Raw genomic sequence first — 18,194 nt, 5'->3', positions numbered from 1 at the left:
GTTCGACCCGGGCGACGGCACCCAGCGGCAGATGCTGCGCGCCGGCGTGGCGGCGAGCGACGTGACCCGGCTGCTGCGTTGACGGTGCGCCACGCGACGACGCCGTCCGGTCGGATCAGGCTCGCGCCCGATGCGCGGATCCCGTACCGGGTGAGGAACTCGTCGTCGGTGTCGGCCAGTTCGTCACCGATCGCGTGGGTTCGCAGGGTGGTGCCGAGACGCGTGGCGGTGTCGTCGGCGGCGTCGGTCCAGAATCCGCCCTCCGGGCCGGTCAGCAGGACGAAGCCGTGGCCGAAGAGGTCCACTGTGGACAGTCGGGCGCCGTTGCGGTGCAGCCACACGTGCGGTGCGCGGAATCCGGGTCGGCCGGTTGGTCGGTACGGGTCCTCGGTGTCCGCCGGATCGTCGTCCTCCGTGAGGACCGAGGCGGAGCGGTAGCGGAACCCGAGGGTGAGTTCGACCGCGCGCTGCTGGTCGGAGGGCTGCTCGGCGGTCGTGTCCTCGGCGGTCGGCGCGGGACCGCGGCGGGCCGTCAACCGCAGTGCCTCGGCGACGACGCGTTCGGCGATCGGGCGCCGCTCGGCGTCGTAGGTGTCCAGCAGCTCGGCTCCGGCCGTGGAGTCGAGCACCGCGGCGAGCTTCCACGCCAGGTCGTAGGCGTCGCCGACCGCCGTGTTGCCGCCGAACCCGCCGCTCGGCGGGGTGACCTTCGCGGCGTCGCCTGCCAACAACACCCGCCCCACCCGGAACCGGGCCGCCACCGCGGCCGCCATCTCCCACGGCCGCACGGCCCTGATCTCCGGTTCGAGGTCCGGCAGCTCGGTGATCAACCGGATCAGCTCGGTGCACCGCTCGGTGGTGAAGTCCTCCGGTGACCGTCCGCCGGCCGGGTCGTCACCGATGCTGTACAGGTGCCGGCCGATGGCGTGGTCGACGGTGACGAACACGCCGTCGGCGTGCTCGTTGTGGAGCACGTGCAGCGTCGCCCGCTCCGGGTCGACCAGATCGCCGAGGTCGGCGTCGAAGATGATGCTGACGTGGTGCCCGAGGCCGCCGGGGCCGTGCCGGTCGACGCCGAGCGCCTCGCGCACACCGCTGCGGTTGCCGTCGGCGGCGACGAGGTAGTCCGCCCGCACCCGGCTCGTCCGCCCGTCGTGGCGCCCGCGCAGCACGGCGGTCACCCCGTCGTCATCCTGGTTGAAGGACACCAGTTCGGTGTCGAAGCGCAGGTCGGCGCCGAGCTCCTCGGCGCGCCGGCGCAGGAGCGGCTCCAGCTTGTCCTGGCCGGCCGTGCCCAGCCTGGCGGGGGACAGGACGCCGATGTCCGCGGCGTCGGTCTCGGAGACCTCTTCGTGGAAGGTCGGCCCCGGCAGACTGGCCGCGACCCTGACCCGGAACCTGGCCGGACCCGGGGCGAGCACCGGCACGTCCTCGGCGATCCCGCCGAACCCCAGCAGTTCCATCGTGCGCTGGTTCTGCCCCACGGCCCTGGGGAACAGCGAGGTCCCGGAGCGCCGCTCGACCAGCAGCACCTCGACTCCGCGCTGCGCCAGGAACATCGCGCCGGCCAGACCGGCCAGTCCTGCCCCCACGACCAGTACCGGCACCCGTTCCCCCACGACCGTTGCCCCTGCCGTCGATCAACGCTTCGCCCGGGAAAAACCTAGAATTCGAAATATTTCACCGTCAAGTGCTTAATCGACCGCCCTTGATTCGCGACGTCGGTCACCCGGCGGACGGCGATGATCGTGCAGCCGGCGTGGACCGCCCGGTGTCCGGGGTCTATTCGGTCGGTGTGGTGTCGGCGGGTTCGAGTACGACTACGGGGATCGTCCGATCGGTGTAGGTCGCGTAGGGCTTGTAGATCGCCACCGCTCGCTCCCACAGGCGGGTCCGTTCCTCGGACTCGGCGAACGCGTGGGCGGACCCGTCGGTGTTCGCCGCCGGGCGGTTCCACCTCGGTGGTCGTCATCGCCAGCAGGTTGTGGAGCCACGACCGGTGCGCGTCCACGCCGCCTTTCGCGATCTCGGCCACCCCCGCGCTGACGGCCGCGCGGATCGAGCGGGCGACCGGCCGGTTCGACGAGGTGGCGCACCTGAGCGGCGCTCGGATGGGCGGCGACCTGGCCTCGGACCCCCGATCCTGCCCGGTGGCCTCGGTGACGCTGTGCGCGGTGCAGGGCGCAGTGGTCGATACCTATTCGAGGCCAGAGGATTCCGTCGTTGGTCCACAGTGGAGTTCTGGGATCTCGGGTCCGGCCGGCGACCCGCCATGCCGGCCCACGGGCGTCGGGCCGTGGGCGCCCACGGGTGGGGCGTGCTCGCGCTGTGCCGCGACCCGCTGGGCGTGCTTTCCCCCGGGTCCTGGGGTACCGGTACGCTGGTTCGCGGGGGTGCGCGATGGTGGGCAGGTTCGCGAACGACAAGGCGCGGCAACGGTTTTCTGAGGTTTACGAGGCGCAGCGGGCCCGGTGGCCCGGACCGGCGGAGGAGCTGGACGTGCCGACGGCGTTCGGCACGACGAGGGTTCGGCGCAGTGGCACGGGGCCCGCGCTGGTGCTGCTGCACGGGGTGTTCGGCAACTCGTTGACGTGGCGGCACCACGCGGAAACCCTTGGCGCGCACCACACCCTGTACGCGGTCGACACGATCGGCGAGCCGGGTCTGAGTGCGCAGACGGCCGACCTGACCGGTGCGGAGGACTGCGCGTCGTGGTTGTCGTCGGTGCTCACGGGGTTGTCGCTGGCCCGCCCGCACCTGGCGGGGATCTCGCGGGGCGCGTGGCTGGCGTTGAACCTGGCCGCTCGTGAGCCCTCCGCGGTCGGCGGGGTCCACGCGGTCGAACCGGCGGGCTTCGGGCGGGTGGGGGCGCGCTTCCACCTGTCGAGCCTGGTCACGTTCGCGGGCTTGGCGTTCCCGTCGCTGGTGCCGCGGCGCGCGAGGGTGGACGAGACGGCCCGCCAGGCGGTGAAACCGTTGCTGGGCGTGGCTTTCGGGTACCGGGTGCAGGTGCCTCCGATCCTCCCGCTGTCCGACGACGAGCTGCGCGCCGTCACCGCGCCGGTCCGGGTGCTGCTGGGCGAGCGCAGCGAGATCCACCGCACCGCCGAGGTGACCGCGCGACTGACGACCGTGCGGCCGGACTGGGACGTGCGGGTCGTGCCGGGCGGCACCCACGCGTTGAGCCTGCGCCGCCCGGACCTCGTGGACGGCTTCCTGCTCGACGCGTGACCAGAGCTCGCGCGTGCGTGCCACGAGCGCCGCGAGGAGCACGTCCCACGTCGCGACCGCAGGTCCGGCGGGCACGTGTGCCCACCGGACTCCGCGTGCGCGGGGGTGTGGATCGGCCGGAGCGTCGCGAGGTTCTAGCGCGGGCAGTTCTGGACGGGGTTGGTCTCGTCGTGGACCTTGCTGTCCGGGACCCACCCGCCGGCGCCCCCGTAGGTGGTGTACTCCCAGCGGTGGGAATGCGGGCCGGGGCCGCTGTAGTTGCCGGAGTCGTTCTTGCAGTTGGTCTCGAACCAACCGCCCTGGATCCAGCGAAGGGGCGCGTCGCCGAGTCGGGCGTGGTCGCGGTAGACCGGCACCGGGTTCACCGCGCGGCACCCCCAGACACCGGGGCGCAGTGATCGGCAGGCGGCCGCGGCGGCGCTCGTCCCGTCGTCGGACGGTGTGGCCGACGCGGCCGGCGCGAGGCTCAGCGCCACGCCGACCGCGAAGATCGACGCGGCGATCGCGCTGTTCCGAGAGTTCATGATGTGGCTCCCTGTGGTCCAAGGCCCCTGACGGGCTTCCTCGTAGCCACACGGTGCCTCGCCGAACGTGTGAACCTTCGGTGATTTCCTCGAATCCCCTGGACCGACCGGCTAAGCCGGGTCTGGTGGAGGTTCGGAGGGTGGAGCTTCGCCTGCTGGGCGAAGTGGCGGTGCTGGTGGGCGACCGTCGAGTGGACCTGGGCCCGGCCAGACAGCGGTGCGTGTGGGTGGCGTTGGCGGTCGACGTCAACCGCGTCGTGTCGGTGGAGCGGCTGACCGAGCGGGTCTGGGACGTCGGGCCTCCCCTGCGGGCGCGGAGCACGGTGCTGACCTACCTCTCGCGGTTGCGGCAGGTGCTGGCGGACGTCGACGGTGTCGAGCTGTTCCGCAGATCGGGTGGATACCTGCTCGCGGTCGACGTGTCCGCGGTCGACCTCCTCCGGTTCCGCGACCTGTGCGCACGGGCCCGCGCCGCCGACGACACCAGGGCGGCGCGGTTGCTGTCGGAGGCGCTGGACCTGTGGCGCGGAGAGCCGCTGACCGGTGTGACCGGGGAGTGGTCGGAGACCGAGCGGGAGCGGTTGCGCCTGGAACGGCTCGACGTCCGGCGCGACCTGGTCGACACCCGGCTGCGCCTCGGCGAAGGCGGGGAACTGGTGGGTGACCTGGCCGTCGAGGCGGCCGAACACCCGCTGGACGACCGGGTCGCGGGCCAGTACCTGCTCGCGCTGCACCAATCAGGTCGCGTCGCCGACGCGCTGGAGCACTACCAGCGGCACCGGGCACGGTTGGCCGAGATGTCGGGCATGGACCCCGGTGGTTCGTTGCGGGAGTTGCACCGGCGGATCCTGGCGTCCGACCCCGCCTTGGACCCCGCCGCACACCTCGCGCCCACCGGCACTCCGGTGACGGTTCCCCGTCAACTGCCCGCGGCCCCCACCGCCTTCGCCGGCCGCCAGGACGACCTGCGAAGGCTGGACGCCGTGTCGGACGCGTCGTCCGGGGCGATGGTCGTGATCGCCGGTGGAGGCGGCCTCGGCAAGACCTGGTTGGCGCTGCACTGGGCACACCTCCGGCTGGAGAGGTTCCCCGACGGGCAGCTGTTCGTCGACCTGCGCGGGTTCGGCACCGACGGGCAGCCGATGGAGGCGGCCACCGCCGTGCGCGGCTTCCTCGAGGCACTGGGTGTGCGACAAGGCGCGGTCCCGACCGACCCGCACGCCCAGTCGGCGTTGTTCCGCAGCCTGGTCGCCGACAAGCGGATGCTGGTCCTGCTCGACAACGCGGCCGGTTCCGAGCAGGTCGTGCCGCTGCTGCCCGGTGGCGGCACGTGCACCGTGCTGGTCACCAGCCGCAACCACCTTCCAGGGCTGATCACCGGGCACGCCGTCCACCACCTCGCCCCGGACGTGCTCACCGACGACGAGGCGCGCGCCGCCCTCGCCGGTCGACTCGGCGTGGACCGGGTCGCCGCCGAACCCACCGCGGTCGACGCGATCGTCGGGTCGTGCGCCGGACTGCCGTTGGCGTTGGGCATCATCGCCGGCCGGGCGCAGATCCGGCCTCGACTCCCGTTGGCCGCGCTGGCGGCCGAGTTGGCCGAATCGGGTCTGGGCGCACTCGAGGTGGAACCGGCCGTCGGTCTGCCCGCCGTGCTGTCGTGGTCCCACCGGGCGTTGGCCCCCGAGCAGGCCGGCGCGTTCGCGTTGATCGGCATCGCGCCGGGCCCGGACATCGGACTCCCCGCCGCGTCCGCGCTGCTGGGGCGGCCGATGTCCGAGACCAGGGCCGTGCTGCGAGGGGTGGAGCACGCCTCGCTCCTCGAGCAGGACGCCGAAGGCCGCTACCGGATGCACGACCTGGTCCGCCAGTACGCCGCGGGGGTGCCGGTGCGGGACGGCGAGGCGGCGCTGCGCAGGGTCGTGGAACACCACGTGCGCACGGCCGCGGCCGCGTCGCGGCTGGTCGCGCCGAACCTCGGTGATCCGACCCGCGGCCTGGACCGACCGAGGCACCCCGGTGAGCGGTTGACGTCGCGGGAGCAGGCGTGGGCCTGGTACCACCGCGAACGCCTGTGCGTGTTGGCGGTCCAGCGGACGGCCGCCGACTTGGGCGAACACCGCGCCGCCCACCTGGTGGAGCGCCACCTGTACCCGTTCCAGTACATGACGGCGGCCTTCGAGGAGCGCGTCGCCGCCTGCCGGACCGCCCTGCGTTCCGCGCTGGAACTGGACGACCCCGCCGTGCTCGGCGACGCCCACCGGTTCCTCGGTTCCGCGCTGTGCGAGGCCGGAGCGCTCGACGAGGGCGTCGGGCACCTGCGCACCGCGCTCGCCCTCGCCGAAGACCTGGGCGACGGTCGTTGCCTGTCCGGTGTCCACATGGCCCTCGTGCTGGCCTGGAGCAACGGGAATCGGCACGAGGAAGCGCTGCGCGGCGCCACCCGCGCCATCGACGTGACGCTCAGGTCGAGGGGCCCGCTCCAGGTGGCCAGGGTCCGAGCCGTCGCGGCCCACAGCGCCGCCCACCTCGACCGCCACGACCTCGCGATCTCCCTGTGCGAGGCCGTTCTCCCCGTGCTGCGGGAACACCCCGACCGCGACATCGAGGCCAACGCGCTCGCCACGTTGGGGCACGTCGCGGTGCGCACCGGCGACGCGCGGCGCGCGGTGGCACTTCTCCGGACCTCGGCCGCGATGTTCCGCGAGGAGGGCAACACCCGCATGGTGGCCGACACGCTCGACCGACTCGGCACCGCGCTGCGTGCTCTCGGCCGCCGTGACCAGGCCCGCGACCAGTGGGAGGTCGCCGCCTCGCTCTACCGGGCCCAGGGACGAACCGCCGATCTCGATCGCGTCCTGGAACAGCTCGGCGCCGACGTCGCTCCGCCCGGGCGCCCGCCGGCACGCCGGCCGAAGTCCTTCTAGGACGGCACCTGACCGCTGTGTCCGGGGTGGACGCACGCGTCGTGCGCCGGGGCGCCAGGGTGCCGGGATCGGCGATCGGCCAGGTCGGCGGCGATGTCCGCCAGTGGGCGGGTGTGGAGCAGGTCGCCGACGGCGATCGGGACGTTCAGCTCGGCCTCGACGCGTCGGCGCAGCCGGGTGGCCAACAGCGAGTCCAGGCCGGCCGCGACCAGGGGGACGGTCGGGTCGATGTCGTCGGGTTCGGCCGCGAGGACCGCGGCGGCCTGCCGGACCAGCAGCCGGGTGAGCTCCTCGGCGGAGCACGCGGCGGGGAGCCCGACCTGGTCGCGCTGTGCCTCCGGGAACGGTGGTGCGGTCGGCGTAGTCGCGACGGGGGCGCGGTCGCCGGTGGGCGCCCAGAAGTGCCGGCCCGACCACGGGTACGCGGGCGGCGCGGTGAAGCGGGCTCCCGGGTACAGCGTCCGCCAGTCCACGGCGCAGCCCCGCGCGTACGCCACCGCCAGTCCGGACCGCAGTGCCGCCCGTTCGGGCTCGCCGCGCCGCAGCGAGCCGACGACCTCGGCGGCGCCGTCGATGCCGTCCTCGATCGCCGGCACCAGCAGCGGGTGGGGGCTGATCTCCACGAACAGGGTGTCGTGCCGGCCCTTCGACGCCGCCGTGATCGCGGCGTCGAAGCGCACCGGCAGGCGCAGGTTGTCCATCCAGTACCGGCCGTCGAGCTCGGTGCCGTCGACGCGCCGGCCGTAGGCCGTCGAGTGCACCGGGACGTCGCCGGGCCGCGGCCTCAGGTCCGCCAGGGCCGCGACGAGGTGCTCGCGCAGCGGTTCCACCAGCGGCGAGTGGGAGGCGTAGTCCACCTTGACCTGGCGGCAGAACACACCGCGGTCGCGCGCCGCGCGGACGACCTCCTCCACGGCGCCGGGCCGGCCGGACAGCACGATCGCGCGACCGCTGTTGACCACGCCGACCGCCACGTCACCGGCGTGCCCGCCGATCAGCTCCCGCACCGGGCGCTCGCCCAGCTGCACGGCCCACATGCGCCCCGGTTCGGCCAGCCCGGCCAGCAGCACGCTGCGCCGGCACACGACCGCGGCGCCCTCGGCCACGGTCAGCGCGCCGGCCACGACCGCCGCGGCGACCTCGCCCATGGAATGGCCGACGACCAGGTCCGGCTCGACGCCCGCCGCGCGCCACACCGCCGCCAGCGCCACCTGCACCGCCCACAGCACCGGCTGCACCTCGTCGACCGCGGTCGGTTCGGTCCCCGACTCGACCACCTCGACCGGCGACCACCCCAGCTCGGCCCGCACCGCGTCGGCGCACTCGGTGAACCGGCGGGCGAACACGGGGTCGGTGGCGAGCAGCTCCCGCCCCATCCCCGCCCACTGCGAGCCCTGGCCGGGGAACACGAAGACGACCCGCGGCGGCTCGGTCACGGCCTTCGCGGACCGGACCGCCGACTCGGCGGGCGTCCCCTCGACCACCGCGCGCAACGCCTCCGCCAGCGCCCGCGGGTCCGCGCCGTGGACGGCGGCCCGGTGCTCGTGGTGCGCCCGCCTGGCACCGGCGGTGAAGCAGATGTCGCTCAGTTCCCCGGCCGTCGCCACGGTCGCCAGCAGCTCGCGGTAGCGGTCGGCCAGCCTGCGCAGCGCGCCGGGGTCGCGCGCGGACAGCGGCAGCACGTACCCCGCGCCGGTGTCGAGGTCGCCGGTGTCGAAGTCGGTGGGGACGGGGTCGGACGCGGGGACGGCCAGAGCGGCGGCGGACGCGGCTCCGTAGAGCGCGATCCCGGCCAGGGCGGCGGCTCTGGCGCACGCGACTTCCACGCGCACAGCCCCGCCCAGGTCGGCTTCGACGCGCACCGCGGTGCCGACTCCGGTGGGGGTGGCTTCGGCGGGCGGCGCGGTGGCGGACGCGCCCGCGGCGAACCCGGGCACCGCGGTACCGATTCCGGCGGGTGCGGTTCCGGTGGGGGCACGCACCGCGCCGGCGGACGCGTCTGCGGCGAACACGGGCGGCGCGGCGCCGGTTCCTCCCGACGGGACGGTCGGTTCCGCCGTCTCCAGCACGACGTGGACGTTGGTGCCGGTCAACCCGAACGCGCTGACACCGGCCAGCGGCGGGCGGCCGCGGTCCGGCCACGGGCGGCGGCGGGTGGCCAGTTCGAGCGGCACGTCCTCGCCGTCGAGCAGCGGGTTGGGGGTGTCGACGTGCAGGGTCGCCGGGATCGTCCGGTGGCGCAGCGCGAGCGCGGTTTTGAGCAGTCCGATCAGGCCGGCCGCGACCTCGGTGTGCCCGAGGTTGGACTTCACCGAACCGACCAGGCACCGCTGCCCCGCCGGGCGGCCCTGGCCCACGACCTCCTTGAGCGCGGTCAACTCGACGTGGTCCCCGATCCGCGTCCCGGTACCGTGCGCCTCCACGTAGTCCAGGTCGCCCGGCGCCACCCCGGCGTCGGCGCACGCGGCCCGCAGCATGTCGGCCTGCCCCGCCGCGCTCGGCGTCATCATGGTGCCGCCGCCGCGGCCGTTGTTGACCGCCGCCGTGCCGCGGATGACGGCGTGCACCCGGTCTCCGTCGGCCACCGCCGCCGACAGCCGCTTGAGCAGCAGCACGACGGCGCCCTCACTGCGCACGTAGCCGTCGGCCGACGCCTCGCCGAACCGGCAGCGGCCCCGCGGCGAGAGCATCTCCGCCTCGGACAGGCTGAAGTACAGGTCGGGGGACAGGAGCAGGTTCGACCCGCCGACCAGGGCGGTGTCGACCTCGCCGGACCAGATGGCCCGGCACGCCAGGTGCACGCCCAGCATCGAGGTCGAGCACGCGGCCTCCACCCCCATGCTCGGCCCCCGCAGGTCCAGCAGGTGCGACAGCCAGCCCGCCGTCGTGCCGCCGAGCTCGACGCCCATGGCGGCGTGCAGGTCGACCAGACCGGCACCGCGCAGCACGTCCCAGTAGCCCGAGGACACGCACCCGACGTACACGCCGGCGCGGCTGCCGGCGATGTCGCCCGGCACGACGCCGGCGTCCTCCAGCGCCTCCCAGGCCAGGGTCAGCAGCAGCCGCTGCTGAGGGTCGAGCCGGACCGCGGTGTGCGCGGACAGGCCGAAGAACGCCGCGTCGAACTCGGCGACGCCGTCGATGAAGCCCCCCGCGCGGCTGACGATCCGGCCGGGACTGGCGGGGCGGGGGTCGTACCAGCGGTCGACGTCGAACCGGTCGGCCGGCACCTCGGTGACGACGTCCGCGCCCTCGGCGAGGACCGTCCATAATCGACCCGGGTCGGCGGCGCCCGGCAGTCGGCAGGACATCCCGACGACGGCCACCGGGTCCCGGCCCGTTCCCCGCCGGGCGTCGTACCCCAGTGCGTCCGATGCGTTCTCCACGATCATTCCCCTCCCGATCGACCGGCGAGCACGGTGATAAGCGAGCGCATCGCACTTTCTTGACCGGTCGTGGCGGAAGTCAACGGCAAGTAACGGAGTCCCGGAGAACACCGGCGGTGCCGACGAATTCGCGTACCCTATTCGACCGGCACGTGAAAGACGATGCCGCAGGAGGAGAGCGCGACCGACTGCACCGGCACGATTCGCAGCGTGCGGACCGGTGCGTTCCCGAGCCGGAAGCGGCGGATGGCGGATCGGTGTTCCTGCACTTCGTGGTCGTTCCACCAGCGGGTGAAGTCGGAATCGAGTTCGCCGAACTCGGTGACGAGTTCGCGCATCCTGCGGTCGTCCGGCGCCTTGGCGACCTCGGCCCGCCAGCGGGCCACCGTGTCGCGGGTGTCGTCCTCCCAGTCGGGCAGCCGGCGCCGGGCCACCGGCGAGGTCAGCAGCCAGCGCAGGAAGTTGCGCCTGCCCTCGGGCAGCACCGACCAGTCGTCGTACCACTCCAGGGCGGCCGGGTTCCACGCGAGGAGGTCGCAGTACTGGTTGGTCGCGTACACCGGGTAGGTGTTGCTCGCGGTGAGCCCGACCAGCCGGCCGACCAGGTCCGGCACCGGCACGTCCAGCCGCAGCGGCTTCGGGTTCACCACTTGCCCGTAGGCCAGCATGTGCATGTAGCGCCGCTCGTCCTCGGACAGGCCGAGCACGCGGGCCAGGCTGTCGAGCACTTCCGGCGACGGGCGGATGTCGCGGCCCTGCTCGAGGTAGGTGTACCAGGTCGGGCTCAGGCCGGCGAGCACCGCCACCTCCTCGCGGCGCAACCCCTTGGTGCGCCGGCGCGGGCCTGTCGGGAGGCCGACGGACGCGGGGGTGATCCGTTCGCGCCGGCTGCGCAGGAAGCGCCCGAGTTCGTCCTTGTTGGTGTTGTCCATGGTCACGGGACAGCCGGTCCGCTAACCGACCGGGCTGCTGCGGTTCGGGGCACCGGACGCGCGCATGGGGAAATTCTAGGTGGAATGCACATCGGTTCGTGGTTGTTTCGGCGTGAATCAAATGTCCGGTCGCCGGTTCCGTACGCTGAACGGCGCAGTGCGTAACCGAGTGATTACGTCCGATTACCACGGGTATTCACCAGACTGGTACCGCGAGTGCCGGCACAAGTGCGTACTGGGTCGGTTCGCGGGAACCGGGCAGGCTGGGACCAGAACGGTCCGACCGGGGGCGTCGACGGTTCGACTGGAGGTGTCGACCCATGCCGCAGGTGACGGCCGCGGTGACAGGCGTCTTCGTGCTGGGCGTGGTCGCGCTCAGCGTGCTGCGCACGCTCTTCTGCCCCCGGGGCGTCCCCGCGCGCGCCGCCGTGTGGGCGGCGTGGGCCGTCGCCCGGCCCGCCGCGGTCCTCGCCCGGCGGGTGCCCGGCGACGGTGGCCGGCGGGTGATGGACTTCGCCGCGCCGCTGGGGCTGTGCCTGATGGTGCTCGGCTGGCTGGGCGGCCTCGCCCTGGGGTTCGTGCTGCTGGCTCTCGGCGCCGCGGTGGTCGAGGCGCGCCGGTCGCGCCTGGTGCTCCGGTCGGGCTGGCCCGGCTCGCTGCTGGCGGTGGCGCTGGTCGTGTCGACCGTGCTCGTGCTGGCCGCGTTCGTCGTCTACGTCGTGTGGCACGTCGCCGCGCACGAGCGCCGGGAACGACTGGTCACCCGGTTCGCGGCACACACACCGGACGACGCCGAGGGCGTGTTGACCTGCTGCCTGCGCGACGGCTCGCGCACCGAGTTGGACGCGCGGTTCGCCGAGTGGGCCGGCTGGATGTCCGACGTCCACCGCAGCCACCTGTGCCACCCCGGCCTGCTCTACCACCGGCCCAACGGCGCGCTGGCGTGGACCACGGCGGCGGTGGTGATGATGGACGCCGCGGCGCTGGTCGACGCGGTCGCCCCGGGCTGGGCGCCGCCGCACACCAGGGTGCTGCTCGACAGCGGTGCCGCCTGCCTTCAGCGGCTGGCCGCGCTGGCCGGCGTCGCGGTGCCCCGGACGCGGATCAGCCTGCAAGGTAGGGAGGAGCACGCGTTCTCCGACAGCCTGCGGGTCGTGGTCGGGTGCGGGATGCCGGTCGAGCGCGAGTTCGACGCGGCCTGGGCGGCGTTCCAGGACAACCGGGTGCGCTACGCGCCCCACTCGGTGATGCTGTCGAACCGGCTGCTGCTGCGCCCCGAGGACGTGGTGCGCCGATGAGAGGTGCCCGCCCGTTGTCCCGCGTGCCGGTGGCGGTCCCGCCGGTGCGGCGGTTCGTCCAGGAGGTCTTCGCCACGCTCACCCGGGCCGAGCAGCGCCGCTGGGCCGAGGTCTACGTGCGCGGACTGCTGTTCGTGCCCGGCCGCAAGTCGATCCCGCGGATCGCCGGGACGGTGGTCGACCGGCGGGTCGAGCAGTCGCTCCAGCAGTTCGTCAACCAGAGCCCGTGGCGGTGGGAGCCGGTCCGGCGCGACCTGGCACACCGGGTGGCGGCCGGACTGCGCCCGCACGCCTGGGTCGTCGAAGAGGTCGTCCTGCCCAAGAACGGCACCGGCTCGGTCGGGGTGGCCAACCAGCGGGCGCACTCGCTGGGCCGGGCGCTGAACTGCCAGCTGGGCCTGGCGGTGTTCCTGCGCAACGACGAGCGCGCCTGCGCGGTGAACTGGCGGCTGTTCCTGCCGAAGTCCTGGGGCGACGACCCGGCGCGGCGGGCGCGGGCGCGGGTGCCCGACGGCGAGGTACACCGGCCGCGCCGGCACCACCTGTTCGACGCGCTTGACGAGATGACCGGCGAGTGGGGCCTTCCGCCCGCGCCGGTGCTGCTCGACGGCCGCGCCGAACCCCGCCTGGACGCGCTGCTCGACGGGCTGGAGAGCCGGCGGCTGACCTACGTGGTGCGGGTGGGCGCGGAGTCGGTCGGTCGGGTGCTGCCCGTCCGCCCGGTTCTGCGGACCGCCCGGTACACCGTGTCCGCGCCGCTGCCGGACCGGCCCGGCCCGGTTCCGCCGACGTACTCGCTGTGGCGACCGCGCCGGGTGCTCACCGCGTGGTCGCCGGACCGGCGACGCCCGCTGGCCGCGTGGCTGACGAACGCGCCGCCCGCGCGACTGCCCGAGCTGGTCCGGACCATCGAGCCGGCACCGTGGGGCGAGCACCTGAACCAGCTGTACGAGGACTACGGGCTCCGGCACTTCGAGGGCCGCTCGTTCACCGGCTGGCACCACCACGTGACGCTGGTGGCCGCCGCGCACGCGCACCACGAGCTGCGCCGGGCGGAGGGTAGGCCCGCCTGCGCGGCGGTGCTGCCCCGCAACGCCTGAGCCGCGCCCGCACCGAACCACGAGACCACGAGACGACACCGGCGTGCCGAACACCTGGGAGGGGCCGATGACCGAGCCAGTGGAGTACAGGATCCTGGGACCGTTGGAGGTGCAGCAATCGGGCACCTTCGTGGAACTGGGCAGTCCACGACAGCGGATCCTGCTCACGATGCTCCTGCTGGAGGCAGGCAGGCCCGTCCCGTTCGACCGGCTGATCGACGCGATCTGGAACGACTCGCCGCCCGCGTCGGCCCGCACCCAGGTGCGCATCTGCGTGTCGGCGCTGCGCCGACGGCTCGCCTCGCTCGACGGCGACCCGGACCCGATCGAGACCCACCACGCCGGCTACCTGCTGCGCGCGCCCGCGGAGGCCACCGACTTCGGCCGGTTCCGCCGGCTGGTGCGCCAGGCCGGGGAGGCGGTGGCCGACGGCCGGCCCGAGGACGCCGTCCGCCTGCGGCGCACGGCGCTGGGGCTGTGGCGGGGCCCGGTGGGCGCGGGGCTGGACAGCGAGTTGGTGCGCACCCTGTCGACCAAGCTCGCCGAGGAGCAGCTCCTGGTGCTGGAGGAGCGGTTCGACCTGGAGCTGGCACTGGGCCTGCACCGCGACGTGGTCGGCGAACTGGCCGCGGCCGTGGCGGAGAACCCCTTCCGGGAACGGTTGTGCGCCCAGCTGATGCTGGCCTTCTACCGCTCCGGCCGGCAGGCCGACGCCCTCCGGGTGTTCCAGGCGACCCGGCACCTGTTCGACCGGGAGCTGGGCATCGAGCCCGGCGCCGAGCTGCGCGCGTTGCAGCAGGCGGTGCTGTGCGGCGACGACGGGCCGCGCCGACCGGCCCGGCCGGAGCCGCAGCTGGTGGGCGTGGGCGCCGGGTACCGGCTCGACCTCGACCGGCTGCGCCGCGTGGAGCACGAGAACGCGCGGCTGCGCTCGGACCTGGCGGCGTTCCGCCAGGTCGTGACGTCGTGGCGGGAGACGGACGGCTGAGCGGCCACCGGGTGCCCGCGCGCGAAGGGCCCGGGTCGCCGATCGGCGACCCGGGCCTTCACCCACCCTGCCGGCGGTCTAGGCGGCGACGGTGACGCCGTGGTCGGCGACCCAGGCGTCGAAGTCGACCATCCGCTCCAGCACGGCCCGGCCGCTGAACGGGCCGCCGAAGCCGAACGAGCCGGTCGGTCGGTCCAGCAGGGCGCGCAACCCCTCGGGCGAGGCGAGCTCCAGCACCGGCGAGTCGCCGTCGAGGAGCCGCTGCGCCTGCTCGCGCAGGTTCAGCTCGTAGCCGATGTCCTGAGTGGACGGATAGGGGCTCTTCTTGCGGCGCACCACCGATTCCGGCAGCAGGTGGGCGGTGGCCGCGCGCAGCAGGCTCTTCTCCCGGCCGTCGAACGTCTTCATCGCCCACGGCGTGTTGAACACGTACTCGACCAGCCGGTGGTCGCAGAACGGCACCCGCACCTCCAGGCCGACCGCCATGCTCATCCGGTCCTTGCGGTCGAGCAGGAAGGTCATGAACCTGGTCAGGTGCAGGTAGCTCACCTCGCGCATCTTCGCCTCGAGGCCCTGCTCGCCGTCCAGACGCGGCATCTCGGCCATCGCCTCGTCGTAGCGCCGGCGCACGTACTCGGTGAGCCCCAGCCGGTCCCACAACCCGGTGGTGCGCAGCGCCTCGACGCCGCCCGCCTTGGTGAACGGCGTGTGCCAGGGGAACGTGCCGGAGTGGACGGCCTCCGGGTCGTGGAACTGGGTGTACCCGCCGAACAGCTCGTCGGCCGACTCGCCGGAGAGCGCCACGGTCGACGTACCGCGCACGGCCCGGAACAGCAGGTGGAGCGAGTACTCCATGTCGCCGGTGACCACCGGCAGGTCCAGGGCCTGGAGCGTGGCCTTGCGCACCGCCGGGTCGAGCAGCTCGCCGTTGTCCAGCGTCACGTCGGTGTGGTCGGCCGCCAGGTGCCGCGCCACCTCGGTGACGTAGGGCGCGTCCGCGTCCACCCAGACCGCGTTGGGGCGGAACCGCTCGGCGTGCCCGGTGAAGTCGACCGAGAACGACCGGATCGGGCCGCCACCCCGCTCGCGCAGCGCCTCGGCGGCGAGCGCGGTGATCGCGCTCGAGTCCAGGCCGCCGGAGAGCAGGCTGCACAGCGGCACGTCGGAGATCAGCTGCCGCGTGACGATGTCCTCCATCAGCCCCCGCACGGTGGCCACCGTGGTGTCGAGGTCGTCGGTGTGCGGGCGCGCCTCCAGCTTCCAGTAGCACTTCTTCACCAGCCCGCGGCGCGAGAGCCGGACCAGGTGGCCGGGCCGCACCTCGGCCATGCCGCGGAACACCGCGTGCTCCGGCGTCATCACGTTGCCGAAGACCTCCCGCAGCCCGTCGGCGTCCACGACCGCCTCGGCCCGCGGGTTGGCGAAGATCGCCTTCGGCTCCGAGCCGAACAGCACGCCCTGCGCCAGCGGGTAGTAGAACAGCGGTTTGACGCCCATCCGGTCGCGCACCAGCAGCAGCTCCTCGGTCCGGGTGTCCCAGATCGCGAAGGCGTAGATGCCGTTGAGCCGGTCGACCAGGCCGTCGCCCCACTCCAGGTAGGCGTTGAGCACCACCTCGGTGTCGCTGTCGGTGTGGAAGCGCCTGCCCCGCCGGCGCAGCTCGTCGCGCAGCTCGCGGTAGTTGTAGACCTCACCGGAGTACGTGATGACCGCCGGGGGCCCGGGGTCGCCGGGGGCGGCCATCGGCTGCCGGCCGCCCTCGATGTCGATCACCGCGAGCCGGCGGTGGCCCAGCGCCGCGTGCGGTGACAGCCACACCCCCTCGTCGTCGGGACCGCGGTAGGCCATCGTCTCGGTCATCGCCCCGGCGACTTCGGCGTGCCGCCGCAGGTCGTCGGTGTAGCTCACCCAGCCGGTGATGCCGCACATCGGGAACCTCTCCCTCCACCGTCACCGGTAGACGTAGAACTTGGTGTGGTCGATCAGGTCGGCCGGGCTCGCCGTCTTCCACGGCGGGAGGACGGTGTGCAGGCTCGGCACATCCGGGTTCTCCTCGATCGGCAGGTAGTGCGGTACGTCGGGGTGCCGCGCCTGCCACGTCGCCCAGATCTTGTCGATGAAGCAGTGGTGCAGGAAGAACACCGGGTCGTTGGGCGAGCCGATGTACATCATGTGACCGCCGACCCACTGGTGGCCCGCGCCGTGCAACTTGGTCGGCCCGGTGTTGTCCCACGGGAACTTGGTGTAGCCCTCCAGGTGGTTGCGGAAGCTGGCGTACGGCGGCGTGCCGCCGACCTCGTGGTTCCACGGCGGCGAGTCGTACACCGGCAGCGCGAGGGTGTCCTCCAGTTCCCGGGGCGGGGACAGGATCTGGCCGCTCTGGTCGAGGGCGCGGACCAGGTAGTCCCGGTCGTCGGTGGTGTAGTGCCCGTTGAGCGCCGGCGACTCGGGGCCCACCGGGACCACGCTGATGTTCAGCTTCCAGCCGTTGCTCCGGGCGAACGCGCCGGTCGTCACCCGGCCGTCGCCCGCGCGCCCGGTGCCGCCCAGGAAGTCCGGGCCCCACAACGGGGAGTCGGGCGACTGGTCGGTGGTCCAGTCCCAGTAGGGCAGGGTGACCGACGGGTCGACGCACCGCAGCGCGTTCTCGAACTCCATCAGGTACTGCCGGTGCCAGGGGAAGAACCCCGGGTTGATGTGGCCGAACCGGACCCCGGTGTCCTTGTCCAGGTAGTCGCCGGAGTTGATCTCGATGTGGATGCGCACCAGCTCGTCGTAGATCCCGCGGCGCTTGACCTCCAGCACGGCGCGGACGAACCTGCGCTTCTCGTCCGCCGTCATGGCGAGGTGGTTCTTGCGAACGTGCACCATCGTCTCGTCCTCCTTCCCGGGCCTCACCCCGTCAGTGGTGGTGTGCGCTCGCGGGCAACAGGTTCGCGCCGCGCAGCTCGTCGACCGCCCGGCGGGCGGCGGCCAGCGGCGTCGGTTCCGCCCCGTAGTGGCACAGCGAGCTCAGGTAGGCGTTGTCGCCGAGCCGCATCAGGTGCAGCGGGCGACCGTCGACGGTCGCGGCGGGGTCGCCGTCCTGCGCGCCGACCCAGATCCGCCTGCCCCGGTAGGTCTCGGTGTGGCCCTCGTCGGCGGCCGCGCCGTCGAAGGTCTTGGTCGCCACCACTCCCGCCACCGCGGTCAGGCCGGCGGTCGCGGTACCCATGAGCGCGACCTTGAGCACGTCACGCCTGTTCACCGTCATCTCCGGACACCCCTCTCGTCGGATCACCGTTGTCGGACCACTGTGGCCGGTCGGCGTATCACCCCCGTTTTCCCGGCATATCGGCGGTTCCGACGACCGGGGAGCGGTGAAACACCTTTGATAGCGCCACTTCCTAGCCTGCGTGGACAGCACTGGAGGAGGTAGTCGATGAATCCCGAACTGAGGTTGGCCGCCGCCGCGTTCCCGCCCGACGACCTGAGCGACGTGCCGGCCGCGCGGGCCCGCGCGCTGGAGTTCGACCGGTCGCGGGCGGCGGCGAGGCCGCTCGACACGTACGACCTGTCCGCCGACGGTGTGCCGGTGCGGGTCTACGCGCCGGCCGGTCCACCCGGGACACGACCGGTGCTCCTGTGGTTCCACGGCGGGGCGTTCGTCCTGGGTGGACTGACCGGAGACGACCGGAGGTGCGCCCGGCTGGCGGCGCGCACCGGCGCGGTGGTGGTGGCGGTGGACTTCGACCACGGCCTGCACGAGGTGCTGCTGCCGTGGGCGGCCGGTCGGTCGGCGACGCTGCGGCAGAGCGCGGCGCTCGGC

Annotated in this window: 14 protein-coding genes; 6 read left to right on the top strand and 8 right to left on the bottom strand. The window is 73.4% G+C overall.

The window, feature by feature from the left end; genetic code table 11:
* The coding region (gene rdmE, locus AB0G50_RS34780; RefSeq protein WP_360117950.1) for an aklavinone 12-hydroxylase RdmE at positions 1 to 1,607 on the bottom strand (1,607 nt) is incomplete at its 3' end.
* A gap of 175 nt (positions 1,608 to 1,782) precedes the next feature.
* Entirely contained in the window at positions 1,783 to 1,887 is a 105-nt protein-coding gene (locus AB0G50_RS34775; protein ID WP_360117956.1) for a hypothetical protein, read from the bottom strand.
* Positions 1,888 to 2,400: 513 nt separating this feature from the next.
* Here AB0G50_RS34775 and AB0G50_RS34770 point away from each other — a divergent pair.
* Positions 2,401 to 3,231, top strand: a complete 831-nt coding sequence (locus AB0G50_RS34770) for an alpha/beta fold hydrolase (RefSeq protein WP_360117947.1) — start codon at positions 2,401 to 2,403, stop codon at positions 3,229 to 3,231.
* Between the two features lie 134 nt (positions 3,232 to 3,365).
* Here AB0G50_RS34770 and AB0G50_RS34765 read toward each other — a convergent pair whose 3' ends face one another.
* Entirely contained in the window at positions 3,366 to 3,755 is a 390-nt protein-coding gene (locus AB0G50_RS34765) for a hypothetical protein (RefSeq protein ID WP_360117944.1), read from the bottom strand.
* A gap of 140 nt (positions 3,756 to 3,895) precedes the next feature.
* Between AB0G50_RS34765 and AB0G50_RS34760 the strand changes: the two genes are divergently transcribed.
* Positions 3,896 to 6,682 carry a BTAD domain-containing putative transcriptional regulator gene (locus AB0G50_RS34760; RefSeq protein ID WP_360117941.1) on the top strand — a complete coding sequence of 929 codons (2,787 nt, stop codon included), beginning with the start codon at positions 3,896 to 3,898 and terminating at the stop codon, positions 6,680 to 6,682.
* Here AB0G50_RS34760 and AB0G50_RS34755 read toward each other — a convergent pair.
* Positions 6,679 to 10,068 carry an acyltransferase domain-containing protein gene (locus AB0G50_RS34755; RefSeq protein WP_360117938.1) on the bottom strand — a complete coding sequence of 1,130 codons (3,390 nt, stop codon included), beginning with the start codon at positions 10,066 to 10,068 and terminating at the stop codon, positions 6,679 to 6,681. The genes AB0G50_RS34760 and AB0G50_RS34755 overlap by 4 nt on opposite strands.
* 137 nt (positions 10,069 to 10,205) lie before the next feature.
* Positions 10,206 to 11,000: a helix-turn-helix transcriptional regulator gene (locus AB0G50_RS34750; protein WP_360117953.1), complete on the bottom strand. Its 795-nt coding sequence runs from the start codon at positions 10,998 to 11,000 to the stop codon at positions 10,206 to 10,208.
* 320 nt (positions 11,001 to 11,320) lie between these two features.
* Between AB0G50_RS34750 and AB0G50_RS34745 the strand changes: the two genes are divergently transcribed.
* The 3 genes from AB0G50_RS34745 to AB0G50_RS34735 all read left to right on the top strand — a co-directional run bounded on the left by AB0G50_RS34745 (position 11,321) and on the right by AB0G50_RS34735 (position 14,386).
* A complete protein-coding gene (locus tag AB0G50_RS34745) occupies positions 11,321 to 12,298 on the top strand; it encodes a hypothetical protein (RefSeq protein ID WP_360117935.1) in 978 nt (325 codons plus the stop codon).
* Positions 12,295 to 13,398, top strand: coding sequence for a transposase (locus AB0G50_RS34740; protein WP_360117932.1), 1,104 nt, complete (start codon positions 12,295 to 12,297; stop codon positions 13,396 to 13,398). The genes AB0G50_RS34745 and AB0G50_RS34740 overlap by 4 nt, the downstream gene beginning before the upstream one ends.
* A gap of 67 nt (positions 13,399 to 13,465) precedes the next feature.
* Positions 13,466 to 14,386: an AfsR/SARP family transcriptional regulator gene (locus AB0G50_RS34735; protein ID WP_360117929.1), complete on the top strand. Its 921-nt coding sequence runs from the start codon at positions 13,466 to 13,468 to the stop codon at positions 14,384 to 14,386.
* A 78-nt stretch (positions 14,387 to 14,464) separates the two neighbouring features.
* Here AB0G50_RS34735 and asnB read toward each other — a convergent pair whose 3' ends face one another.
* Genes asnB through AB0G50_RS34720 form a run of 3 tightly spaced genes read right to left on the bottom strand, consistent with a single transcriptional unit; the run spans position 14,465 to position 17,639 of the window.
* Positions 14,465 to 16,315, bottom strand: a complete 1,851-nt coding sequence (gene asnB / locus AB0G50_RS34730; RefSeq protein WP_360117926.1) for an asparagine synthase (glutamine-hydrolyzing) — start codon at positions 16,313 to 16,315, stop codon at positions 14,465 to 14,467.
* Positions 16,316 to 16,336: 21 nt separating this feature from the next.
* Complete coding sequence (locus AB0G50_RS34725; protein ID WP_360117923.1) at positions 16,337 to 17,257, bottom strand: tyrosinase family protein; 921 nt, start codon at positions 17,255 to 17,257, stop codon at positions 16,337 to 16,339.
* A gap of 31 nt (positions 17,258 to 17,288) precedes the next feature.
* Positions 17,289 to 17,639, bottom strand: a complete 351-nt coding sequence (locus AB0G50_RS34720; protein ID WP_360117920.1) for a tyrosinase family oxidase copper chaperone — start codon at positions 17,637 to 17,639, stop codon at positions 17,289 to 17,291.
* 168 nt (positions 17,640 to 17,807) lie between these two features.
* Between AB0G50_RS34720 and AB0G50_RS34715 the strand changes: the two genes are divergently transcribed.
* On the top strand, positions 17,808 to 18,194 hold a 387-nt coding region (locus AB0G50_RS34715; RefSeq protein ID WP_360117917.1), incomplete at its 3' end, for an alpha/beta hydrolase.

Source organism: Actinosynnema sp. NPDC020468 (genome assembly GCF_040642015.1).
Classification (GTDB): Bacteria; Actinomycetota; Actinomycetes; order Mycobacteriales; family Pseudonocardiaceae; genus Actinosynnema.
Note: the sequence above shows the minus strand (reverse complement) of the source record. Positions and strands in the feature narration are given on the sequence as shown.